Origin of the sequence: Streptomyces spiroverticillatus, from assembly GCA_014650415.1 — a bacterium.
Lineage (GTDB): Bacteria > Actinomycetota > Actinomycetes > Streptomycetales > Streptomycetaceae > Streptomyces > Streptomyces spiroverticillatus.
Genome location: BMUX01000002.1, coordinates 667,486 through 688,581 on the forward strand (window position 1 = coordinate 667,486; position 21,096 = coordinate 688,581).

The 21,096-nt window shown below is 72.7% G+C and carries 18 protein-coding genes and 1 pseudogene; 10 read left to right on the plus strand and 9 right to left on the minus strand.

The window, feature by feature from the left end:
• Nucleotides 1–4: 4 nt before the first annotated feature.
• Nucleotides 5–748, minus strand: a complete 744-nt coding sequence (locus tag IE269_RS07300; RefSeq protein WP_229898301.1) for a zinc ribbon domain-containing protein — start codon at nucleotides 746–748, stop codon at nucleotides 5–7.
• The gene (locus IE269_RS07305) at nucleotides 745–1,587 is read right to left on the minus strand and encodes a Nif3-like dinuclear metal center hexameric protein (RefSeq protein WP_189821902.1); all 843 of its coding nucleotides are present in this window, start codon (nucleotides 1,585–1,587) and stop codon (nucleotides 745–747) included. Before IE269_RS07305 ends, IE269_RS07300 begins: the two co-directional genes overlap by 4 nt.
• A gap of 230 nt (nucleotides 1,588–1,817) precedes the next feature.
• Between IE269_RS07305 and IE269_RS07310 the strand changes: the two are divergent.
• Nucleotides 1,818–2,966 (plus strand): annotated as a pseudogene (locus tag IE269_RS07310) (hypothetical protein); the annotation flags it as partial.
• Nucleotides 2,967–3,330: 364 nt separating this feature from the next.
• On the plus strand, nucleotides 3,331–3,471 hold the full coding sequence (locus tag IE269_RS07315) for a hypothetical protein (protein WP_189821903.1): 141 nt from the start codon (nucleotides 3,331–3,333) through the stop codon (nucleotides 3,469–3,471).
• A 116-nt stretch (nucleotides 3,472–3,587) separates the two neighbouring features.
• On the opposite strand, the gene IE269_RS07320 is transcribed toward IE269_RS07315, so the two are convergent.
• The 3 genes from IE269_RS07320 to IE269_RS07330 all read right to left on the minus strand — a co-directional run bounded on the left by IE269_RS07320 (nucleotide 3,588) and on the right by IE269_RS07330 (nucleotide 6,557).
• Nucleotides 3,588–4,535 carry a 3-oxoacyl-ACP reductase gene (locus IE269_RS07320; protein WP_189821904.1) on the minus strand — a complete coding sequence of 316 codons (948 nt, stop codon included), beginning with the start codon at nucleotides 4,533–4,535 and terminating at the stop codon, nucleotides 3,588–3,590.
• Nucleotides 4,536–4,564: 29 nt separating this feature from the next.
• Nucleotides 4,565–5,641 (minus strand): Zn-dependent alcohol dehydrogenase, encoded by a 1,077-nt coding sequence (locus IE269_RS07325; RefSeq protein WP_189821905.1) that lies wholly within the window; start codon nucleotides 5,639–5,641, stop codon nucleotides 4,565–4,567.
• Nucleotides 5,642–5,702: 61 nt separating this feature from the next.
• Entirely contained in the window at nucleotides 5,703–6,557 is an 855-nt protein-coding gene (locus IE269_RS07330) for a MaoC/PaaZ C-terminal domain-containing protein (RefSeq protein ID WP_189821906.1), read from the minus strand.
• A gap of 724 nt (nucleotides 6,558–7,281) precedes the next feature.
• Here IE269_RS07330 and IE269_RS07335 point away from each other — a divergent pair.
• The 3 genes from IE269_RS07335 to IE269_RS07345 are packed head-to-tail and all read left to right on the plus strand — an operon-like array spanning nucleotide 7,282 to nucleotide 10,182.
• Complete coding sequence (locus tag IE269_RS07335; protein WP_189821907.1) at nucleotides 7,282–8,217, plus strand: ABC transporter ATP-binding protein; 936 nt, start codon at nucleotides 7,282–7,284, stop codon at nucleotides 8,215–8,217.
• The gene (locus IE269_RS07340; RefSeq protein ID WP_189821908.1) at nucleotides 8,217–8,945 is read left to right on the plus strand and encodes an ABC transporter permease; all 729 of its coding nucleotides are present in this window, start codon (nucleotides 8,217–8,219) and stop codon (nucleotides 8,943–8,945) included. Before IE269_RS07335 ends, IE269_RS07340 begins: the two co-directional genes overlap by 1 nt.
• A 40-nt stretch (nucleotides 8,946–8,985) precedes the next feature.
• On the plus strand, nucleotides 8,986–10,182 hold the full coding sequence (locus IE269_RS07345; RefSeq protein WP_438817637.1) for a sensor histidine kinase: 1,197 nt from the start codon (nucleotides 8,986–8,988) through the stop codon (nucleotides 10,180–10,182).
• Nucleotides 10,183–10,224: 42 nt separating this feature from the next.
• On the opposite strand, the gene IE269_RS07350 is transcribed toward IE269_RS07345, so the two are convergent.
• Complete coding sequence (locus IE269_RS07350; RefSeq protein ID WP_189821909.1) at nucleotides 10,225–10,815, minus strand: helix-turn-helix domain-containing protein; 591 nt, start codon at nucleotides 10,813–10,815, stop codon at nucleotides 10,225–10,227.
• Between the two features lie 144 nt (nucleotides 10,816–10,959).
• On the opposite strand from IE269_RS07350, the gene IE269_RS07355 reads away from it, so the two are divergent.
• Nucleotides 10,960–11,595, plus strand: a complete 636-nt coding sequence (locus IE269_RS07355) for a response regulator transcription factor (protein ID WP_189821910.1) — start codon at nucleotides 10,960–10,962, stop codon at nucleotides 11,593–11,595.
• Between the two features lie 32 nt (nucleotides 11,596–11,627).
• On the opposite strand, the gene IE269_RS07360 is transcribed toward IE269_RS07355, so the two are convergent.
• From IE269_RS07360 to IE269_RS07370, 3 genes are all read right to left on the minus strand, one after another.
• The gene (locus tag IE269_RS07360) at nucleotides 11,628–13,145 is read right to left on the minus strand and encodes an MFS transporter (protein WP_438817638.1); all 1,518 of its coding nucleotides are present in this window, start codon (nucleotides 13,143–13,145) and stop codon (nucleotides 11,628–11,630) included.
• Nucleotides 13,146–13,207: 62 nt separating this feature from the next.
• The gene (locus IE269_RS07365; protein WP_189821912.1) at nucleotides 13,208–14,398 is read right to left on the minus strand and encodes a lipid-transfer protein; all 1,191 of its coding nucleotides are present in this window, start codon (nucleotides 14,396–14,398) and stop codon (nucleotides 13,208–13,210) included.
• 16 nt (nucleotides 14,399–14,414) lie between these two features.
• Nucleotides 14,415–16,565 (minus strand): acyl-CoA dehydrogenase family protein, encoded by a 2,151-nt coding sequence (locus IE269_RS07370; RefSeq protein ID WP_189821913.1) that lies wholly within the window; start codon nucleotides 16,563–16,565, stop codon nucleotides 14,415–14,417.
• Between the two features lie 594 nt (nucleotides 16,566–17,159).
• Between IE269_RS07370 and IE269_RS07375 the strand changes: the two genes are divergently transcribed.
• From IE269_RS07375 to IE269_RS07390, 4 genes are all read left to right on the plus strand, one after another.
• Nucleotides 17,160–17,810 carry a class I SAM-dependent methyltransferase gene (locus tag IE269_RS07375; RefSeq protein ID WP_189821914.1) on the plus strand — a complete coding sequence of 217 codons (651 nt, stop codon included), beginning with the start codon at nucleotides 17,160–17,162 and terminating at the stop codon, nucleotides 17,808–17,810.
• Between the two features lie 22 nt (nucleotides 17,811–17,832).
• Nucleotides 17,833–18,828, plus strand: coding sequence for an N-acetylmuramoyl-L-alanine amidase (locus IE269_RS07380; protein WP_189821915.1), 996 nt, complete (start codon nucleotides 17,833–17,835; stop codon nucleotides 18,826–18,828).
• A 223-nt stretch (nucleotides 18,829–19,051) separates the two neighbouring features.
• Nucleotides 19,052–19,888 (plus strand): hypothetical protein, encoded by an 837-nt coding sequence (locus IE269_RS07385; RefSeq protein ID WP_189821916.1) that lies wholly within the window; start codon nucleotides 19,052–19,054, stop codon nucleotides 19,886–19,888.
• Nucleotides 19,889–20,090: 202 nt separating this feature from the next.
• Complete coding sequence (locus IE269_RS07390; protein WP_189821917.1) at nucleotides 20,091–21,095, plus strand: LLM class F420-dependent oxidoreductase; 1,005 nt, start codon at nucleotides 20,091–20,093, stop codon at nucleotides 21,093–21,095.
• Nucleotide 21,096 lies beyond the last annotated feature (1 nt).

The following is a 21,096-nucleotide window of genomic DNA, read 5'->3' on the forward strand; positions in this document are numbered from 1 at the left end:
GGGCCTAGATCCCCGAGTCCGACGTACGGACCAGGATGCGGCGGCAGTTCTCGCAGCGCAGCACCGTGTCGGGGGCCGCGGCGCGGACCTCGTTGACCTCGGTGATGTTCAGCTCCAGCTGGCAGCCCTCGCAGCGGCGCTGGTACAGGCGGGCCGCGCCGACGCCGCCGGACTGGGTGCGCAGCTTCTCGTACAGCTTGACCAGGTCGGCCGGGACGGAGCCGACGACGACCTCGCGCTCCTTGGAGACCGTGGCGACCTCGCCGTCGATCTCGGTGAAGGCGGCGTCGCGGCGCGCGGTGGCGTCGTCGACCTTGCCCTGCACCGCGCCGACGCGCTCGGTCAGCTCGGCGGCGCGCTCCTGCGCGGACTCGCGGCGCTCCATGACCTCCAGGACGACGTCCTCCAGGTCGCCCTGGCGCTTGGCCAGCGAGACGATCTCCTTCTGGAGGTTCTCCAAGTCCTTGGGCGAGGTGATCGCCCCGGAGTCCAGGCGCTGCTGGTCGCGGGTGGCGCGCTGGCGGACCTGGTCGACGTCCTGCTCGGCCTTGGTCTGCTCGCGGGCGGTGTCGCTCTCCTCGGTCTGCGCGGCGACCAGCAGGTCGCGGAGCTGGGTGAGGTCCTTGGTGAGCGACTCGATCTCGGCGTGCTCGGGCAGCGACTTGCGCTTGTGGGCGAGCTGCGACAGCCGTACGTCGAGGGCCTGGACGTCGAGAAGTCGGATCTGGTCGGCGGGCGCGGCGTTCAGTTGGGGGCTCCAGGAGAAGAGAAGTGGGATGTCCAGGGGTCGGTGACCGTGGCCGAGACGTGCACCCGCAGGTGCCAGCCCTCGCGGTCGGAAATCGCTTCGAGCTGCGCGGCGGCCTGCTCGCACCAGGGCCACTCGGTGGCCCAGTGCGCGGCGTCGAACAGCGCGGGAGTCGGGGCCGTCTCACGTGCTTCGGAGACGGGGTGGTGGCGCAGGTCGGCGGTCAGGAACGCGTCCGCACCGGCCGCTCTGACCTGCGCGAAGAGGCTGTCGCCCGAGCCGCCGGAGACGGCGACCGTACGAACGGTGGCGTCCGGGTCGCCCGCGAAGCGGATGCCCTGCGCGGTGGCGGGCAGCGACTTGGCGGCGTGCGCGGCGAACTCTCGCACCGTCATCGGGTGGTCCAGCTCGCACAGCCGCCCCAGGCCGCGACGCCCGTGCGGATCGCTCGGATCCGGTACGAGGGGGCCGGTGACCCGGAGGTCCAGGGCGGCGGCGAGCGCGTCGGAGACACCCGGGTCGGCGGTGTCGGCGTTGGTGTGCGCGACGTGCAGGGCGACGTCGTTCCTGATCAGGGTGTGCACGACGCGGCCCTTGAAGTGGCCGGCCGCGACCGTCGTCGTACCGCGCAGATAGAGCGGGTGGTGGGTGACGATCAGGTCCGCCCCGATGCGCAGGGCCTCGTCGGCGATCTCCTGCACGGGGTCGACGGCGAACAGGACCCGGTTCACCTCGGTGTCCGGATCGCCACAGACCGTACCGACGGCGTCCCAGCTCTCGGCCCGCTCGGGGGGCCAGAGGGCGTCGAGCGCGGCGATGACTTCAGACAGACGGGGCACGCCACAAGGCTACCTGGCGTACGTGCCGCGTCAGCCGGTCGGCCGGTTCCGGGGGGCCGTGAGCACAGTGCTCCGCGCGATACCGGTCGAACGACCGGACGGCCACCCGTATGTGTGAAGAGAGGTGACTCGTGTTGTCCGGCGATAAATCGGAAAACTAGCGTCGCCGACGAAGCCCCCGGAGAGGACGCACGAGGACGGATCCGGAGGGGACGGAGGGGACGGAGCCCATGACAGCCTTGGCCATCGAGACCGCCTCACAGGGCGGTGCGGCGCACCGCAGCGGGTTCGTGATCGCCTCGGACGGTTCGTACGCGGCACGGCTGGCCGGGGGCGGGGAGGCGTGGTACCCGGAGCGCTGGACGCTGGACGGGCCCGAGCCGTACGCGGTGCCGCTGCCCGCGGACCAGCCCGAGGAGCCCGGCACGGAGGTGCTGCCGCTGGCGGACGGGCGGGTGCTGATCCACCGGGAGGTGGCGGGACGGCACATCTTCTCGCTGCTGTACCCGACGGGGCCGAAGACCGGTGAACTGGCCCTGGGGGCGGTGGAGTTCGCGGGTCCGATGCGGCTGCTGCCGCCCGCGCCGGGCGGTTCCCGTGCGTACGCGCTGGCCGTCGGCCCCGAGGCGACGGCGGTGTGGCTGGTGGCGGGCGGCGCGTTCGGGCCCGAGCACGTGGCGCAGGTGCCGGGGCGGTGCGCGGGCGGGGTCTGGCTGGACCGGGCCGGGCGGATGCTGGCCCTGGACCGGGAGGCGCCGGGCGGCGGGGTGGTGAAGGCGGTCTCGGTCGACCTGGAGCGGGGCGGCGAGGTGACCCCGCTGCTCCAGATCGCCGAGCACAGCAACGACCGGCTGCTGCTGGCCGACCCCGACAGCGGGCTGATCGTCATCCGCTCGGACGCGCCGGGCGAGGACCGGCTCGGGTGGGGGGTGCTGGGGAGCACCCGCCCGGTGCGCTTTCCGGAGTGCCTGCGGCTGGAGGACTGCGTGCTGACGCCCTTCGCGGCGCAGCCCGGCCAGGTGCTGATGCCGGAGGCGTGTGCGGTGGCGGTACGGATCGACCGTGCGCCGGGGGCGGCGGGGCCGGTGCCGGGGAGCTGGGTGGGGGTGTGGCGTCCGGCGGACCGCAGGCTCTACCAACTGGCCCCGCCCGGCGGGTGGTTGGCGGGGGCGGGGCTGTGGACCCGGGAGGGGGTGCTGCGGCTGCCGTTCACGACGGGGGCGGTGCCGTGCGGGGTGGCGGAGGTGGGGGTGCCGGTGGAGCCGGAAGCTGCTGCTCCGGAGGTGGAGGCACAGGCCCCGCCCGAGGAGGCTCCGGCGGCGGCGCCGTGGCGGCCGGTGCCGTTGCAGCAGGCGTCGCTGACGGGGCGGATGCACCGGGTCGGGGTGCGGGTGAAGCGGGAGGCGGAAGTGGCCCCTCCGGAGCCGGAGGACGCGGTGCCGTCGGTGCCGTCGGTGCTGGGGCCGATCACGCGGGTGGTACGTCCGGCGGGTGCGCCCGGTGGGGGGTCCGGGGCCGAGCCGGTGGATCCGTCGGCGGCGCGGGAGGCGGTACCGCCGTCCGTGCACGCGGCGGCGCCGACGATGGTGCGGGCGGCGACGCAGGTGCGGGTGCCGGTGGTGGCCGTGGGGCCCCCGAGCGGGGCCGCGGAGGACGATTAGACTCGCGGGCCCGGGGCAGGGGCTGCACCGGTGTACGTGTAAGCGATGTAGTGACGGGGTGACTTCCCACATGCCCATGCCCATGCCTGAAGCCCAGACCGAGACGCCTGCCGCGCAGGGGGCCGGCAAGCACCGGGGCGGTGCGGCCCAGTCCGAGGAACCGACGGTCCCGGCCCAGGGCCGCCACCGCCGGGACCCGGGCGCGGGGGGCCAAGAGGACTGAGCGGGCTGTTGGTGGGTTGCTGTTCCCGACGGGGCTACGCCCCTTGCCCCCTGCACGGCTCCGCCGCGCGTCCTCAAACGCCGGACGGGCTGAGATGCCTGGCCCCCCCCGCCCCCTTATCCCCGCTTGAGGGACAGGACCTCCGCCGCGCCGAAGGTCTCCCCCTCCGGCCGCTCGCCGAAGTAGCCGGAGAGGGCCTCGTCCAGCTCCTCGTACGAGAAGACCCCCTTCGACGTGTCGAACTTCGCCGCGACCTTCGGCCGCTCGACCACCGCCACCATCCCCCCGTGCACCACCAGCACCTGCCCGTTCACCCGCCCCGCCGCAGGCGACGCCAGGTAGCCGACCAGGGGGGCCACGTGCTCGGGCGCGAGGGAGTCGAGTTCGCCGGGGCCCGCCGCCTCCCCGAAGCCCGCGAAGACGTCCTCCGTCATCCGCGTCCGCGCCCGCGGGCAGATCGCGTTCGCCGTCACCCCGTACTTCCGCAGTGCCAGCGCCGTCGACGTCGTCAGCCCGACCACGCCGCCCTTCGCCGCCGCGTAGTTCGGCTGGCCGGCCGACCCGGCCAGGAAGGCCTCCGACGACGTGTTGACGATCCGGCCGTAGACCGGCGCGCCCGCCGCCTTCGACCTCTCCCGCCAGTGGACGGACGCGAAGTGGGTGGTGTTGAAGTGGCCCTTGAGGTGGACGCGGATGACCGAGTCCCACTCCTCCTCGCTCATCGAGAAGATCATCCGGTCGCGGAGGATGCCCGCGTTGTTGACCAGGACGTCGAGCTTGCCGAACTCCCGGACGGCCAGTTCCACCAGCCCACGCGCCTGTTCGTAGTCGGCGACGTCGCCGAGGTGGGCGACGGCCCTGCCGCCCGCCGCCCGGATCTCCGCGACGACCTCCTCCGCCGGGCCGGCGGACGCGGCTCCCGAGCCGTCCCTGCCCGGCTGGCCGAAGTCGTTGACGACGACGCTCGCGCCGAGGCGGGCGAGTTCGAGGGCCTCGGCACGGCCGAGTCCCCGGCCCGCGCCGGTGACGATCGCGGACAGCCCTTCGAGGGGCAGAGAAGGCATCCCACAACTCCCTTGCTCAGACGGTCGGTTCAGAGGGTGATGGAGGTACGGAGGGCGACGCCCGTCCGCATCTGGTCCAGCGCCTCGTTGATCTCGGCCAGCGGCACCCGGTGCGTGATCATGCTCTCCAGGTCGATGCGGCCGGCCCGCCACAGCGCGATGGCCCGCTCGTACGACCGCAGGACGTCCCCGCCCCCGTACATCGACGGCAGGATCCGCTTCTCGTCGAAGAACAGCTCGAACATGTTGACCTGGAAGAAGTCGTCCATCGCGCCCGCCCCGACGATGCACAGCGTGCCGCCGCGCCGGGTCGCCCCGTAGGCGGTGCGGGCGGTGGCGGACTTGCCGACGACCTCGAAGACGTAGTCGAAGCCCTCGCCGGAGGTCAGGCGCTGCTTGGAGTCGTCGAGTTCGTCGGGCGCCACCGCCTCCGTCGCACCGAACTTCAGGGCGGCTTCGCGGCGCGAGGCCACCGGGTCCACGGCGACGATCTCGGCCGCGCCCTGCACCCGGGCACCCTGGATCGCGGAGATGCCCACCCCGCCGCAGCCGATCACGGCGACCGACGAACCCGCCTGCACCTGGGCCGTGTTGATGGCCGCACCGAGGCCCGTCGTGACGCCGCAGCCGATCAGTGCGGCGATCTCGAAGGGGACGTCGTCGGGGATCGGGACCGCACATCCGGCACCGACCACGACCTCCTCGGTGAAGGTGCCGGTGCCCGCGAAGCCGAAGAGGTCGCCGCCGGGGCGCTTGAAGTTCGGGGTGCCCGCGTTCATGAAGCCCGCGAGGCAGAGGTGGGTCTGACCGCGCTTGCAGGAGGGGCAGGTGCCGCAGGCGGGGAGCCAGCAGACCAGGACCCGGTCGCCGGCCGACAGACCCTCTACGCCGTCGCCGACGTCCACGATCTCGCCCGCGCCCTCGTGGCCGGGGATGAACGGGGCGGGCTGCGGCAGCACGCCGTTCATCGCGGAGACGTCCGAGTGGCACAGCCCGGTGGCCCGCACCCGGATCTTGACCTTGCCGGGGCCGAAGCCCACCGCTTCGACGTCGTCGAGGACTTCGAGCTTGTCCTGGCCTATCTCGTGCAGTACGGCTGCGCGCATGTCACAACTCCCCTCGGAGGGCGGTCAGTTCATGAGCGGTTCATGGGTGGGTGATGGGTGGTCATGCGTGGTCGACCACGGTGTCCGCGAGCACCGGCGCGTCGTCGCGCTCCGCCGCCGTCACCGTCACCTGGGTGCGGCCGTCGCCGGTCCACATCCGGATGCGCAGGGTCTCGCCGGGGAAGACCACCCCGGCGAAGCGGGTGGCGTACGAGGTCACCCGGGTCACGTCGCCGCCGAGGACCGTGTCCACGACGGCCTTCAGGGTCATGCCGTACGTGCACAGGCCGTGCAGGATGGGCTTGTCGAAGCCCGCCAGCTTCGCGAAGTCGGGGTCGGCGTGCAGGGGGTTCCAGTCGCCGGAGAGGCGGTAGAGGAGGGCCTGCTCCTCGCGGATGGGGCGGGTGACGGTGAAATCCGGCTCACGGGAGGGGACTTCGAGGCGGACGGAGGGGCCGCGGTCGCCGCCGAAGCCGCCCTCGCCGCGGACGAAGATGGAGGAGTCGTTGGTCCAGAGGGGTCCGTCCGCGTCGGCGGCGACGGAGCGCAGGACGATGACCGCCGCCTTGCCCTTGTCGTACACGGCCTCGACGGTGGAGGTGAGAGTGGCGTCGCCCTCGGTGGGGATCGGACGGTGCAGGGTCACGGTCTGGCCGCCGTGCAGGACGGCGGCCAGGTCCACCTCGATGCCGGGGGCCGCGAGGCCGCCCATCATCGCCATGCCCGCGCCCGCGACGGTGGCGAAGCTCGGGAGGACGTGGAGTTTGCTCTCCAGGGTGTAGCGGAGTTCGGCGGGGTCGGTGGCGGGGACGCCGGCGCCGAGGCCGAGGTGGTAGAGCTGGACGTCCTTGTGGCCCCAGACGGCCTTTCCGGTCCGGGGGTCGGCGGCGAGGGCCTTCGCAACGTCGATCGGCATGGGGCGGGGCTCCTGTCGCTTCGGGGCGGGGGCGCTTTCGGGGGTTCCGGGGGCTTTCGGGGGCTCCCGGGGAGGCCCCGACGTGGCCGTCCGCACCGTCGGACACGCCGGGGCCGTGCGGGGTCGGCCTTGTGGTCGCGGTCCACTTCTAGAACGCGTTCTAGGCCGATGGGCCCCATGTATAGCGCACGGGGCGGCACTTGTGAACCCACGAGGTGACGTACCGTCAGGTTTACGGGGTCCCCCCGTGCCCGGTGTCCTCTGCTTGCTGCGGCGGGGGTCGCTTGTGCCGCACGCGGCACCCCAATTGCCTGCGGCGCTTTGCCCCAGCCCCGCCCCTTCACCTAAACCCGCGGGGCTGAGTGGGTTCGTGCGAGGGTGTTGTGGTCTCTGTCCTGTGCGGGTGCGTCGTGGCTGGTCGCGCAGTTCCCCGCGCCCCTGGATGGATGCCCTCCGGGCACCATCCCCCCGCCTGGCGGCGAAGCCGCCCCCCCCTTCCCTTCCCCTAGCCCCCTTGGGCGGCGGGGCCGCCCCCCGGGGGCGGGACGGGCGGGCAAGGGGGCGGCCCGCCCGATACCGGGCCACCCCGGTCCCGGCCCCTGCCCGCACCCCCCGGTACCGGCCAAGCCCCACCGGCCCCCGACCCACCCCGTGACATTTGTCCCTGCCAAGTCCGTACAAGCGGCGCTACAGGTCAACTCCCCTCCCCCGTAGCGTCATTTGCATGACGAAGACCACCCCGCCCGGACCCGCCGTCCGGTTCGATGCCGCCACCAAAGCCTTCGGGGCCGTTCGGGCCGTCGACGGGCTCGATCTGGAGTTGAAGCCGGGCCAGACCACCGCCCTCCTCGGCCGCAACGGGGCCGGGAAGTCCACCACCATCGGGCTCCTGCTCGGGCTGGACCAGCCCGACACCGGGTCCGTCCGGCTCTTCGGCGGGGCTCCGGCCCGGGCCGTGCAAGCGGGGCGGGTCGGCGCCATGCTGCAGGACGGGCGGCCCATTCCCCGGGTCACCGTGCGGGAGTTGGTGGGGTTCGTGGCGAAGACGTATCCGCGGGCCATGCCACTGGACGAGGCACTCGACCTCGCCGGGATCGGCGAGTTCGGGGCGCGGCGGGCCGACCGGCTGTCCGGCGGGCAGATCCAGCGGGTGCGGTTCGCCATCGCGTTGGTCGGGGATCCGGATCTGGTGGTGCTGGACGAGCCGACGGCCGCGCTCGACGTCGAGGCGCGGCGGGCACTGTGGGATTCGATGCGGCGGTTCGCCGCCCGCGGCAAGACGGTGCTGTTCTCCACGCACTACCTCACCGAGGCCGACGAGAACGCCTCCCGCATCGTCGTCATCGACCGCGGCCGCATCGTCGCCGACGGCAGCGGGGACCAGTTGCGCCGTGCGGCGGGCGGGAATCTCGTGTCGTTCGACCTGGCGGGGCGGCCGAGTGAAGGGCTGTCCCTGCTGCCGGGCGTCACCGAGGTCGAGATCCGCGGGGACCGGGCCCGGCTCCGTACGGACGACTCGGACGCGACCGTCGTCGCACTGGCCCAGCGGAACGCCGTACGCGGGCTCGAAGTCGCCCCCGCCACCCTGGAGGACGCCTTCCTCCGGCTCACCGACCCCGACGCCCGCCCCGCCGCCGCTCGCATGGAGGAGAACGTCTGATGGCACTCGTACTCGACTATGTCGCCCTGGAGACCCGGCGCACCCTGCGCGACACCGGGTTCGTCATCTTCGGCATCGGGATGCCCGTGCTGATGTATCTGCTGTTCACGAACATCGGCGGCGGCGCCGACAGCGAGTGGAAGACCGCTTCCATGATCGGTATGGCTACGTACGGCGCGCTCGGTGCCGCGCTCTCCGCCGGCACCGGCGTCGCCGAGGACAAATCGCTCGGCTGGCTGCGGCAGTTGCGGATCACGCCCATGACGCCGGCGCAGGTCGTCGTCGGGCGGGCGCTGACCGCCTCGGTCGTCGTGCTGCCCGCGATCCTCGCGGTCCTGGCCGTGGGAGGGCTGATCAACGGGGTGAGCATGGCCGTATGGCAGTGGGCAGTGGTGGTGCTGTTGTTGTGGTTCGGTTCGTTGCCGTTCACCTTGCTCGGGATCGGCAACGGGTACCGGTTGTCCGCGCAGAGCACGGGGGTCGTGAACGTGGGGTGCAACCTCGGGTTCTCGATTCTCGGTGGGCTGTGGTTCCCGATGCAGTTCTTCCCCGGGTGGATCCAGGGGATCGGTACGTACACGCCGACCCGGGCCGTCTCCGAGCTGGGCACCGCCCTCGGGCGCGGCGAGGCGCCCGGCGTGCTCGCGGTCGTGGTGCTGCTCGGGTGGCTGCTGATCTTCGGCTCGTACGCTGTCGTCTCGTACCGGAAGGCCGCGCGCACCGCATAGCGGGGCGACGGAGTCCGCAGGGTCTGAGGAAGGTGCGACCGTGCCGCTGATCGACAAGAGCTGGAAGGCCGACTGGCCCGCCCGGCGCGCCGAATGGCGGGCCAAGAAGAAGCGGGGCGAGATGGGTCCCGAGCACATGGGCCCGCCCAACGGCTTCTCCATGCTGCCGTGGCTGCTGATGGGGATGGGGGCTTTCTCCAACCTCATCAAGGGCGAGACCGACAATCCGTGGGTCGGCGCCATCTGCCTGCTGACCTTCAACTCCCTTTACATCTATGTGGTGTTGCGGGCCTTCCACAAGAGGTCGCGGGAGGCGACGAGCACCAAGGTCGCACTGGCCGGGCTCGGGGCGATCACCGCGTTCATGTCGGTCATGTACGGCGGGCCGTGGCTCCTGTTCTGGATGCTGACGGGGCTCGCCACCGGCGCGATGATCCGGGGGCCCAAGGTCGGCAAGGTCATGCTCGCACTGGCAGTGCTGGCGGGTGTGATCGCCGGGTGGCGGGACGGCTGGGGCGCCATCAACATCGCGTACGGGACCCTGATCTCGGGCCTCGTCACTTCCGCCATCCTCACCCTCTCCGAAACGGTCAAGGAACTCCGCTCCACCCGGCAGGAGTTGGCCCGTACCGCCGTCGAGAAGGAGCGGCTGCGTTTCTCCCGGGACCTGCACGACCTGCTCGGGCACACCCTGTCGGTGATCGTCGTGAAGTCCGAGGCGGCCCGGCGGCTCGCCCCGCGCGACCTGGACGCCGCGCTCGCCCAGGTCTCCGACATCGAGTCCGTGGGCCGCCAGGCGCTCACCGAGATCCGCGAGGCCGTCACCGGGTACCGCGAGGGCAGCCTGACGACCGAACTGGACGGCGCCCGCTCGGCGTTGTCGGCCGTCGGCATCGAGCCGGTGGTGCGCCAGTCGGGCCCGCCGCTGGAGCCGCAGGCCGAGGCGCTGCTGGGGTGGGTGGTGCGGGAGGCCGTCACCAATGTCGTACGGCACAGCCAGGGCGCGGCCCGGTGCACGATCGCGGTGGAGGGCAACGAGGAACGCGTACGCCTGGAGGTCTCGGACGACGGGCGGGAGGCGGCGGACGGTGCCGCACCGGGCGGGAACGGCCTCAAGGGGCTCACGGAGCGTCTCGCATCGGCGGGCGGCAGCCTCACGGCAGGCCCCGGGCCGCGCGGGGGCTTCGTGGTGCGGGCAGAACTCCCGGTGGAGGCACGCGAGTTGAGCCCGTCCTGACGCTCAGACCTGACGCTCGGCCCTGACGCTCAGTCCTGACGCTCAGTCCTGCCGGCCGCGCGGCCTCGCCCGTACGTGCATCCGCTCGCCCTGGCTCCCGAAGAGACTGAGCACCTCGACGGGGGCCTTGCCGGTGCTGCCGAACCAGTGCGGCAGCCGGGTGTCGAACTCGGCCGCCTCGCCCGCTTCGAGCACCAGGTCCCGGTCGCCGAGGACGAGGCGCAGCCGCCCGGAGAGGACGTACAGCCACTCGTACCCCTCGTGAGTACGGGCCTCCGGGGTGCTGCGGGTGGTCGGCAGGATCATCTTGTACGCCTGGAGGGGGCCGGTGCCGTGGGTCAGCGGCAGCACGGTCGAGCCGTGCACGTGCCGGGGCTTGATGCGGACCCGGGGGTCGCCGACCTCGGGGGCGCCGACGAGGTCGTCCAGCGGGACCTGGTGGGCCTGCGAGATGGGCAGCAGCAGCTCCAGGCTGGGGCGGCGCTGCCCGGACTCCAGCCGGGAGAGGGTGCTGGTGGAGATCCCGGTGGCCTCGGAGAGCGCGGCGAGGGTCATCCCCCGGGCGGCCCGCAGGCGCTGGAGCCGGGGGCCGACGTCGGACAGCGCCTGGGCGATGGCGGGCGAGTGCTCCATGCCCCTCATTGCACCGTGGCGTCCCGGCCCCGGCAAGATCTGTTGCCGTTCCCGGGAAAAGCAGCCCGCTCCCGGGAAGGCAGCCCGTTCCCCGGAAAGCCGCCCTGCCCTCCGTCCGGGGCGGCCCCGCCATACCCTGACCCCGTGACCGACACCCACCGCCGCCCCGCCAAGTCCATCCGCATCCTTCTCGCCGAAGACCAGGGCATGATGCGCGGCGCCCTCGCGCTCCTCCTCGGTCTTGAGGAGGACATGGAGGTCGTCGCCCAGGTCGCCGCCGGCGACCGCATCGTCAGCACCGCCCTGGAGGCCCGCCCCGACGTCGCCCTCCTGGACATCGAGCTGCCCGGCATGAGCGGCCTCGACGCCGCCGCCCTCCTGCGCGAGGAGGTCCCGGACTGCCGGGTGCTGATCCTGACCACCTTCGGGCGGCCCGGCTATCTGCGTCGGGCGATGGAGGCCGGAGCCTCGGGGTTCCTGGTCAAGGACGGGCCCGTGGAGGAGCTGGCCGAGGCCGTCCGCCGCATCCTCACCGGCGAGACCGTTATCGACCCGGCCCTCGCCGCGGCCGCCCTCAGTTCCGGGCCGAGCCCGCTGACGCCGCGCGAGCGGGACGTCCTCAACGCCGCCGTCGACGGCGCGACCGTCGCGGACATCGCCGCGAAGGTGCACCTGTCGGAGTCGACCGTACGGAACTACCTGTCCTCCGCCATCGGCAAGACCGGCACCCGCAACCGCATGGAGGCCGTCCGCTCCGCCCGCCAGCAGGGCTGGCTCTAGCCTCCGGGCCGACACTAGCCTCCGGGTCGGCTCTAGCCTCCGGCCTTGGCGGTGCTGGCCGCCTCCTCGGCGACCGACGCCACCACCGGCTCCCCGGTGGCCTTCCTCGGCCCCCTCGGCAGCCACACCAGCATCAGCAGCACCCCGAACAGCAGCACCCCCGTCCCCGTCCGGAACGCCAGCGCGTACCCGGCGGTCAGCGCCTCGGGGCCCGTCCCTCCCCCGGTCCGCGACGCGGCGACCGTGGAGAGGACGGCGAGCCCCAGCGCCCCGCCCATCGTCCGGGAGGTGTTGATCAGGCCGGAGACCAGGCCCGCGTCCCCGGGCGCGGCACCGGAGGTGGCCAGGGCGGCGAGCGGCGTGGAGGCCAGACCCGCACCCAGCATCATCAGGATGCCGGGGCCCAGGATGGCCGTCGCGTACGAACCGTCCGCGCTCATCGTCGACTGCCAGCCGTACCCGGTGGCGGCGATCAGCGTGCCGAGGGCCGCCAGGTTCCGCGCCCCGACGCGGGCCATCAGGCGCGGGGCCAGCTTGGAGCCGGTGACGATGGCCAGGGAACTGGGCACCAGGGCGAGGCCCGCCCCGAGCGGCGTGTATCCCAGCACGTTCTGGGCGTACAGCGTCATGAAGAACCACATGCAGAACATCGCGGAGCCGTTGACGAACATCGCCGCGTTCGCCGCCGACACCGACCGCACCCTGAAGAGCTTCAGCGGCATCAGCGGGGCCTTGGCCCGCGCCTCCACCAGCAGGAAGAGGCCGATCAGCAGCAGTCCGCCCGCCAGCGGGACGAGGGTGGCCGCCGCCGTCCAGCCCTCGGCCTCCGTCTGCACGATGCCGTACGCGAGGGTGGCGAGCCCCGCCGTGACCAGCACCGCTCCCGGCAGGTCGAGGCGGCGGCCGGCCCGCGAGTGGCTCTCGGTGAGCCAGAAGAAGGCCCCGACCAGGACCAGCGCGCCGATCGGCACGTTGATCAGGAGCACCCAGCGCCAGGACAGCGAGTCCGTCAGCAGGCCGCCGACGAAGCCGCCCGCTGCGCCGCCGCCCGCGCCCACCGCCGACCAGGTGCCGATCGCCCGGGTACGGGCCGCACCCTCCGGCACCGCCGAGGTCAGGATGGTCAGCGTGGCCGGGGCCAGCACCGCGGCCCCCAGTCCCTGCACGGCCCGCGCGGCCAGCAGCTGCCACCCCTCCTGGGCGAGCCCGCCCGCCAGCGAGGCGGCGGTGAAGACCCCGAGCCCGACGAGGAAGGTCAGCTTCCGCCCGAAGATGTCGGCGGCCCGCCCGCCCAGCAGCATGAACCCGGCGAAGGCGATCGAGTAGGCGTTGACCACCCACTGCAAGCCCCCGGCGGTCATGCCGAGGTCGGCGCGCATGGACGGCAGCGCCACGTTCACGACGGACACGTCGAGGACGACCAGGAACTGTCCGGCACAGGCCGCCAGCACGACCGCCCAGGTACGGACGGGGCGCTGCGGGGTCGAAGATATTCGGGGAACTGCGGGGTCGGCGGGCGCGCCGGAGGAACGGTGGACCATGCCTGTCATGGTCGCAGGTGCCGCGTGCCCCGTACATCCGCGATACGGAGCACACCCCGCAGCCGGAGGACCTAGGACTTCCGGAGCAGGGTCACGACGGCCGCCCCGCCGAGCCCGATGTTGTGCGCGAGCCCCACCCGTGCGCCCTCCACCTGCCGCGCCCCCGCCTGCCCGCGAAGCTGCCAGGTCAGCTCGGCGGCCTGGGCGAGGCCGGTCGCGCCCAGCGGGTGCCCCTTGGAGATCAGCCCGCCGGACGGGTTGACCACCCAGCGCCCCCCGTACGTCGTCGCGCCGGACTCCACGAGCTTGCCGGACGCCCCGTCGGGGCACATGCCCAGCGCTTCGTACGTCAGCAGCTCGTTCACGGAGAAGCAGTCGTGCAGCTCGATCACGTCGACGTCCTCGATGCCGAGCCCGGCCGTCTCGTACGCCTGCCCGGCGGCGGCCCGCGACATGGGCTTGCCGACGACGTCGATGCAGGACCCGGAGGCGAAGGACTCCTCGGTGTCGGTGGTCATGGCCTGCCCGGCGATCTCGACGGCCTTGTCGTGCAGCCCGTGCTGGACGACGAACCGCTCCGAGACGACGACGGCCGCCGCCGCCCCGTCCGAGGTCGGCGAGCACTGGAGCTTGGTCAGCGGCCGGTGGATGGTCTTCGCCGCGAGGACCTCCTCGACGGTGTACGGGTCCTGGAACTGGGCGTACGGGTTGTTCACCGAGTGCCGGTGGTTCTTCGCCCCGACGGCCGCGAGCTGCGCCTCGGTAGTGCCGTACCGCTCCATGTGCTCGCGGGCGGCGTTGCCGAAGATCTGGGCGGTGGGCGGGGTCATCTCGAAGCCGTGCCGGGCGGCCATGACGCCGTAGTGCCGGGCCACGGGTGAGGTCTTGAAGTCACCGCCGTCGCTCCCGCCGCCCAGCGCCCCGCGCTTCATCTTCTCGAAGCCGAGCGCGAGCACGCAGTCCGCGAGGCCGCCCTCGACGAACTGCCGGGCCATCATCAGGGCGGTCGCCCCGGTCGCACAGTTGTTGTTGACGTTGTAGACAGGAACTCCGCTCAATCCCAGCTCGTAGACGGCCCGTTGACCGGCCGTGGACGCCTGGAAGCAGTACCCGACGGGCACCTGCTGCACCTGCCCGTACGCGACCGAGGCGTCCGCGAGGGCCGCCCCGCCCGCCTCCTTGACCATGTCCCAGTACTGCCAGTCCTTCGACTCCGGCTTCTCGAACTTGGTCATCCCGACACCGACGATGTACGCCTTCATGAAACGTGTCCTCTTCCTAGTCCCGTGGCAGGCCGAGGATGCGCTCGGCGACGACGTTCAGCTGGACCTGGGTGGTGCCGCCCGCGATGGTCAGGCACCGCGACATCAGGAACCCGTGCACGGCCCGCTCCCCGGCGCCCTCCCTCAACGCCCCTTCCGGGCCGAGGAGTTCGAGCGCCAGCTCGGTGATCTTCTGCTGGTGCGGGGTCTGCACGAGCTTGCGCACGCTGGCCCCCGCCCCGGCCTCCAGCCCGTCGACCTGCTGGAGGGTGGTCCGCAGCCCGATGCAGGCGAGGGCGTGCGCCTCGGCGGCGAGGGCCCCGACGCGGGCGCGGGTCGCGCCGTCGAGGTCGGCGGCGCGGGTGATCAGGGCTTCGAGTCCGGTGTCGAAGGCGACCTGGTCGGCCATGTGCACGCGCTCGTTCCCGAGGGTGTTGCGGGCGACCTTCCAGCCGCCGGTCTCCTCCCCCACCAGGGCGTTCGCCGGGAGGACCGCATCATCGAAGTACACCTCGTTGAAGAGCGAGTCCCCGGTGATCTCCTTGAGCGGACGGATGTCGATCCCGTCCGTGTTCTTCATGTCGACCACGAAGTACCCGAGCCCCTGATGCTTGGTCGGGGCGTCCGGGTCGGTGCGGGCGAGGAGAATCCCGTAGTCGGCCCACTGGGCGGCGGACGTCCACACCTTCTGCCCGCTGATCCGCCAGCGGCCGTCCTCGGTACGCTCGGCACGCGTCCGGAGCGAGGCGAGGTCGGAGCCCGCGTCCGGCTCCGAGAAGAGCTGACACCACATCAACTCCCCCCGCAGTGTTGGCAGTACGAACCGCTCCTTCTGCTCGTCCGCCCCGTACGCGATGAGCGAGGGCACGACCCACGTCGAGATCCCGAGCGCGCTGAGGGCGACTCCCGCCTCCTTCAACTCCCGCTGCACGGCGAGCTGTTGCACGGGGCCTGCGCCCAGTCCGTACGGCACGGGAAGGTGCGGGGCGGCGTACCCGGTCGGCGCGAGTGCCCGGCGGGCCGCACCCGGGTCGAGCCCGCGCGCCTGCTCGACGACCTCCCTCGCCTGCCGCCGGTATGTCTCGGCCTCGGCCGGGAGTTCCATGCGCAGCTCGCGCCGGGCCCCGGCGGCGGCCAGCCGCACGGCACGCAGCCGGTGCCCGTCGCCCGCGCCGAGCAACTGCCGGGCGACGAGGGCGCGGCGGAGGTGGAGGTGGGCGTCGTGCTCCCAGGTGAAGCCGATGCCGCCGAGGATCTGGATGCAGTCCTTGGCGCAGGAGAAGGCGGCGTCGAGGGCGGTCGCGGCGGCGAGGGCGGCGGCGAGGCCGCGTACGTCCGGGGCTTCGTCGACGGCGTTCGCCGCGTCCCACACCAGCGCCCGCGCCTGCTCGACCCGTACCAGCATGTCGGCACACAGATGCTTGACCGCCTGGAACTGCCCGATCGGCCGCCCGAACTGCTCGCGCACCTTGGCGTACGCGGTGGCGGTGTCGAGGGCCCACCCGGCGGTGCCGCAGGCGTCGGCGGCGTACAGGATCGCGGCGAGGTCGCTCACGAGGGCGGTGGTCAGGCCGAGTTGGCGGTCGCCGGGGACGAGGGTGTTGCGGGCGACGACTTCCCCGGTCGGCCGGGTGGGGTCGGCGGAGGTGTGCGTACGTATCTCCAGGTCACCGGCGTCGACGGCCAGCCACACCGTCCCGTGGGCGGCTTCGGCGGCGAGCAGGACGAGGTCGATGCCGGGGGCGGCGCCAAGGACGGGCGGGGCGGTGCCGTCGAGGAGGTACCCGCCGTCCACGGCGACGGCGGTGAGGCTGCCGGGGGCGGTGGCCGCGGCGGCGACGGGGTGCCCGGCGGCGAGCCCGCCCTTTCCACCCCTGACCAGCAGGTCCGCTGCGAGCACGCTCGGCAGGAAGGGGCCGGGGAGGGCGGCCCGGCCGGTCTCCTCCAGGACGACGGCGAGGTCGAGGAGGCTTCCGCCGCCGCCCTCCGGGAGGTGCACGTCCAGGAGGCCCATGGCGGCGGCCCCGTCCCAGTACGGCGGCCGGCCGCCGCCCCCGTCCTCGCCGTCCAGGATCTTCCGTACGTCCTGCGGGGACGCCACCCGTGCGACCCAGCCGCGTACTGCTTCGGCCAACTCGCGGTGTTCGCGTGTGATTCCGATGCCCATGGCGGTGCAGAGTAGAACACGTTCCATTCTGACGGAAGGTCAGACGAGGGTCGGGATTGCTCCCGGGCGGGCTCCGTCCGCACCGCCCCCGGTACCGGGGTGTGTTCGCCCCAGCCCCGCCCCTTCACCTGAACTCGCGAGGCCTGGTGGTGGGTTGCTGCCCGGGTACCCCATCGACGGGCTGATTCGCAGCCCCGCCAGGGACGCGGGGAACTGCGCGCCCAGCCACCCACCCAAGCCGCACGGAAACCCTCAATTGCCCCGCGGGTTTAGGTGAAGGGGCGGGGCTGGGGCGAAACGGGGCCCGGGGGGCAGCGCTCCCGGAGTGAACAGCAGCCCCCTCGTATCGGTAAGGACCTCCCCGTCCCCGGAGAGGCACCCCAGGAGGAGCCCGACCCGCTCAAGGTCCCCGCCATCGAGCTCCCCCGGAGGCCCTCCTGCACCAGGTCCGCCTCATGGGCCTGCCGACCCCCGCCCGCTGGGACGACCCGCACTGGCCGTACGCCCCGAGCTAGGGGCCCGCTCCCCGCGCCCCCGACCCCGTACGGCACCATGACCCCAGTCCGACCCACCCTGCCCCCCCCCAGGAGAGCCATGAGCGCCGCCGCCCCCAAGCCCGACATCCTCGCCGCCTTCGAGGCCGCCAAGGGGTTCATGCCGGTCGGGGAAGGGCTCGCCCTGTACGCCGCAGCGGCCGAGGCGGCGCAGCGGCTCCGCCTCCCCCTCCTCGAAGTCGGGACGTACTGCGGGCGCTCGACCCTCCTCCTCGCCGACGCCGCCCGCGAGGCCGGTGTCACTGCCGTCACCGTCGACCACCACCGGGGCAGCGAGGAGCAGCAGCCGGGGTGGGAGTACCACGACCCGACGGTCGTGGACCCGGAGGTGGGCGTCATGGACACGCTGCCGACCTTCCGGCGCACCCTGCACAAGGCGGGGCTGGAGGAGCACGTCGTCGCGCTCGTCGGGAAGTCGCCCCGGGCCGCCCGGCTCTGGGGCACCCCGCTGGCCCTGGTCTTCATCGACGGCGGGCACACCGACGAGCACGCGAACGGGGACTACGAGGGGTGGGCCCCGCACGTCGCGCCCGAGGGGCTGCTCGTCATCCACGACGTCTTCCCGGACCCGGCCGACGGCGGCCAGGCCCCGTACCGCGTGCACCAGCGGGCCCTCACGTCCGGCGCGTTCACGGAGGTCTCGGTGACCGACTCCCTGCGCGTCCTGCGGCGTACCGGCCCGGGGATCTGAGCGTCCCGCATAGCATCGCCCTGTGTCGTACGACGGTCAGTTCCCCCACGCAGACCCGCCCGAGCCCGAATACCGGGAGCCCCCGCGCCGAGGGCGCGGCACCGCGCTCATCGTGGCCGCCGCCCTGGTGCCCACCGCTCTGGCGGGGTGGCTCGTCTGGCAGGCGATGAGCGGGCCCGGGGACGAGCCGCCCCCGAAGGTGCTTCCCCTGCCGAGCCAGAGCACGCAGAACACGGCGTCCGCGGCAGGGGGCAGCAGCCCCGCCCCGCCGGTGACGTCCACCACGCCCTCGGCCCCCGCGAGGACCACCACCGCGCCCGACCCCGACCCCAAGCCCGGCACCGGTCCCCTCGCCGGCCGGGTCGTCGTCGTCGACCCCGGGCACAACCCCGGGAATTTCCGGCACACTCGCGAAATCAATCGCCAGGTGAACATCGGAACGAACAGCAAGGAATGCGACACCACGGGTACGGCGAGCAATGCCGGTTACACCGAGGCGGAATTCACACTCGATGTTTCGCGCCGTCTGAAAACGCTTCTCGAAAAGCAGGGCGCAACCGTCAAATTCACCCAGAACGCCGACCGCCCGTACGGGCCCTGTGTCGACGAACGCGCCCGTATCGGCAACGCCGCGAAGGCCGACGCCGTGCTGTCCATCCATGCGGACGGGTCCTCGTCCGGCAATCGCGGCTTCCATGTGATCCTGCCCGCACGGGTGAAATCCGGGGCCGCGGACACCTCTTCGATCGTCGGTCCTTCGCGCACCCTGGGCGAGGCGATCGTCGGCAACTTCGTCCGGGAGACCGGGGACGCGCCCGCCAACTACCTTGACGCGCCCAATGGTTTGGTGGTCCGCCGGGACCTCGGCGGGCTCAACCTGTCGACCGTGCCGAAGGTCTTCATCGAGTGCGGAAACATGCGCGACCGCAAGGACATCGCCCTGATGACCGACCCCGCCTGGCGGCAGAAGGCCGCCCGGGGCATGGCCGAGGGCATCAGCGCCTTCCTGCGGGGGTAGGGCACTCCGGCGGCCGGTGCGGGGGGCAGGTTACCGACCGGCAACGAAGGGGACGGCCCCATCGGCCGGACGATACATTCATCCGTACGATGGGGAACCGCCCCGAGCCGCCCCTGAGCCCAGCGCCGAGTCCACGCGTGATCCGCGTTGCACCGACGCCGCGACAACTGCTCCGATACCGCCCCGATAAACCCCGAAGTAGACGACTGACAAAGGACTTTAAGTGAACATCCGCTCTCTCACACGAGGCGATGGGGTGGTGATCGCAGCAGCGGTGGTGCTGTTCATCGCCTCGTTCCTCAACCTGTACTCCGTCGAGACCAGGTGCGTCGGCAACTACTGCCCGCCGTCCGTCAGCGTCAATGCCTGGGAAGTGCTTCCCTCGCTGATGACCATCTACCTCGGGGGCATCATCGCCGCGGCGCTGATCGTCATCGCCCGCGGCCTGCCGGGGCAGCGCAAGGTCGCCGGGATCGAGCTCGGGCAGTTCGGCGTCGCGCTGGCCATCTTCGCGGCCTGGTCGGCGTTCTGGACGATCGTCGACGGCGGCCGCAGCGGTCCGGGCATGATCATCGGCCTGATCGGCGCCCTGGCCCTGGCGGCGGGCGCGGTCGCGTCCCCGCTGGTCCCCGCGCTGAAGGCCCCGCTGATGAGCGCCCCGAAGCCGACCGTCGCGGGCCAGCCGTACGGCGCCCAGCCCGGCACCGGTTACGGCTACCCGGGCGGCCAGCAGCAGTCGTACGGCGGCCAGCCCGCCACCGGCGGCTACGGCTACCCGGCCGGCGCCCAGGACCCGCAGGCCGCCGCCGCGCAGGCGCAGCCCTCGCAGGGCGGGCAGGCCCCGGCCGCCGCCGACGCGTCGGGCTTCGCGCCGTTCTGGTTCGCCGTTCCGGTGGCGCGCCCGCTGTACCCGGAGGACGGCTCGCCGACCCCGATCGCGGAACTGGCCCCCGGCACCTGGTACTTGGCCGTGGACCAGCGCGGTCCGGGCCTGATCGCCCAGACCCAGGACGGCCGTCGCGGCCTGCTCCAGGACACCACGGGCATCCAGCGCGGCTGACGTACGCGCACTCTTCAGCGGCCCCCGCCTCACACCGAGGCGGGGGCCGCTGCCGTGTCCGGGCCGCTGCCTGGCCGCTGCCGTGTCCGGGCCGCTGCCTGGCCGCCGCCGCGCCCGGGCCGCTGCCTTGTCCGGGCCGGTCCGCGACCGTACAGTCTGCGTGTCTGACTGTGTGTCAGTTACGTCAACGGGAGGTCCCGGCATGCGACTTGGCCTTGCGCTCGGTTACTGGGGGCGCGGCCCCGACCCCGGTCACCTGGCGCTCGTGCAGGAGGCGGAGCGGCTGGGGTACGACTCGGTGTGGACGTCGGAGGCATGGGGCTCGGACGCGTTCACCCCGCTGACCTGGTACGCGGCGCACACCACCCGGATCCGGCTGGGCACCGCGATCGTGCAGATGGCGGCCCGCACCCCGACCGCGACGGCCATGCACGCACTGACCCTGGACCATCTGTCGGGCGGGCGGATGATGCTCGGGCTCGGACTGTCCGGACCGCAGGTGGTGGAGGGCTGGTACGGCCGCCCCTTCCCCCGCAGCCCGCTGACGGCCACCCGGGAGTACGTCGACGTGGTGCGCCAGGTGCTGCGCCGCGAGGCCCCGGTGGAACTGGCCGGGCGCTTCCACGCGCATCCGTACCGGGGCGCGGACGGCGCCGGCATCGGCAAGCCGCTGAAGCCGATCGTGCACCCGCTCCGCGCCGACCTGCCGGTCCTGCTCGGCGCGGAGGGCCCGAAGAACATCGAGCAGACCACCCGCATCGCGGACGGCTGGCTGCCGCTGTACTGGTCGCCGATGCGTCCGGATGTCTATCAACTGCCTTCCCTGCCAAGGGATTTCATGGTGGCTCCCATGGCTCGCGCGCACGTCTGCGACGACGTCTCCGAGGGGCTGTTGCCGGTGAAGGCGATGCTCGGCTTCTACATCGGCGGCATGGGGCATGCCGCGAAGAACTTCCACGCCGACCTGATGGCCCGCATGGGGTACGAGGAGGAGGCCCGCCGCATCCAGGAGCTGTTCCTCGCCGGGCGCAAGCAGGAGGCGGTGCTGGCCGTTCCGGACGCCTTCGCGGACGAGATCTCGCTGGTCGGCCCGCGTGCCCGGATCGCGGAACGCCTGGAGCTGTGGCGCAAGGGCCCGGTGACGGACCTCCTGGTCACGTCCCCGGACCCGCACACGCTGAGGGTGCTGGCGGGGCTGAATGCGTGAG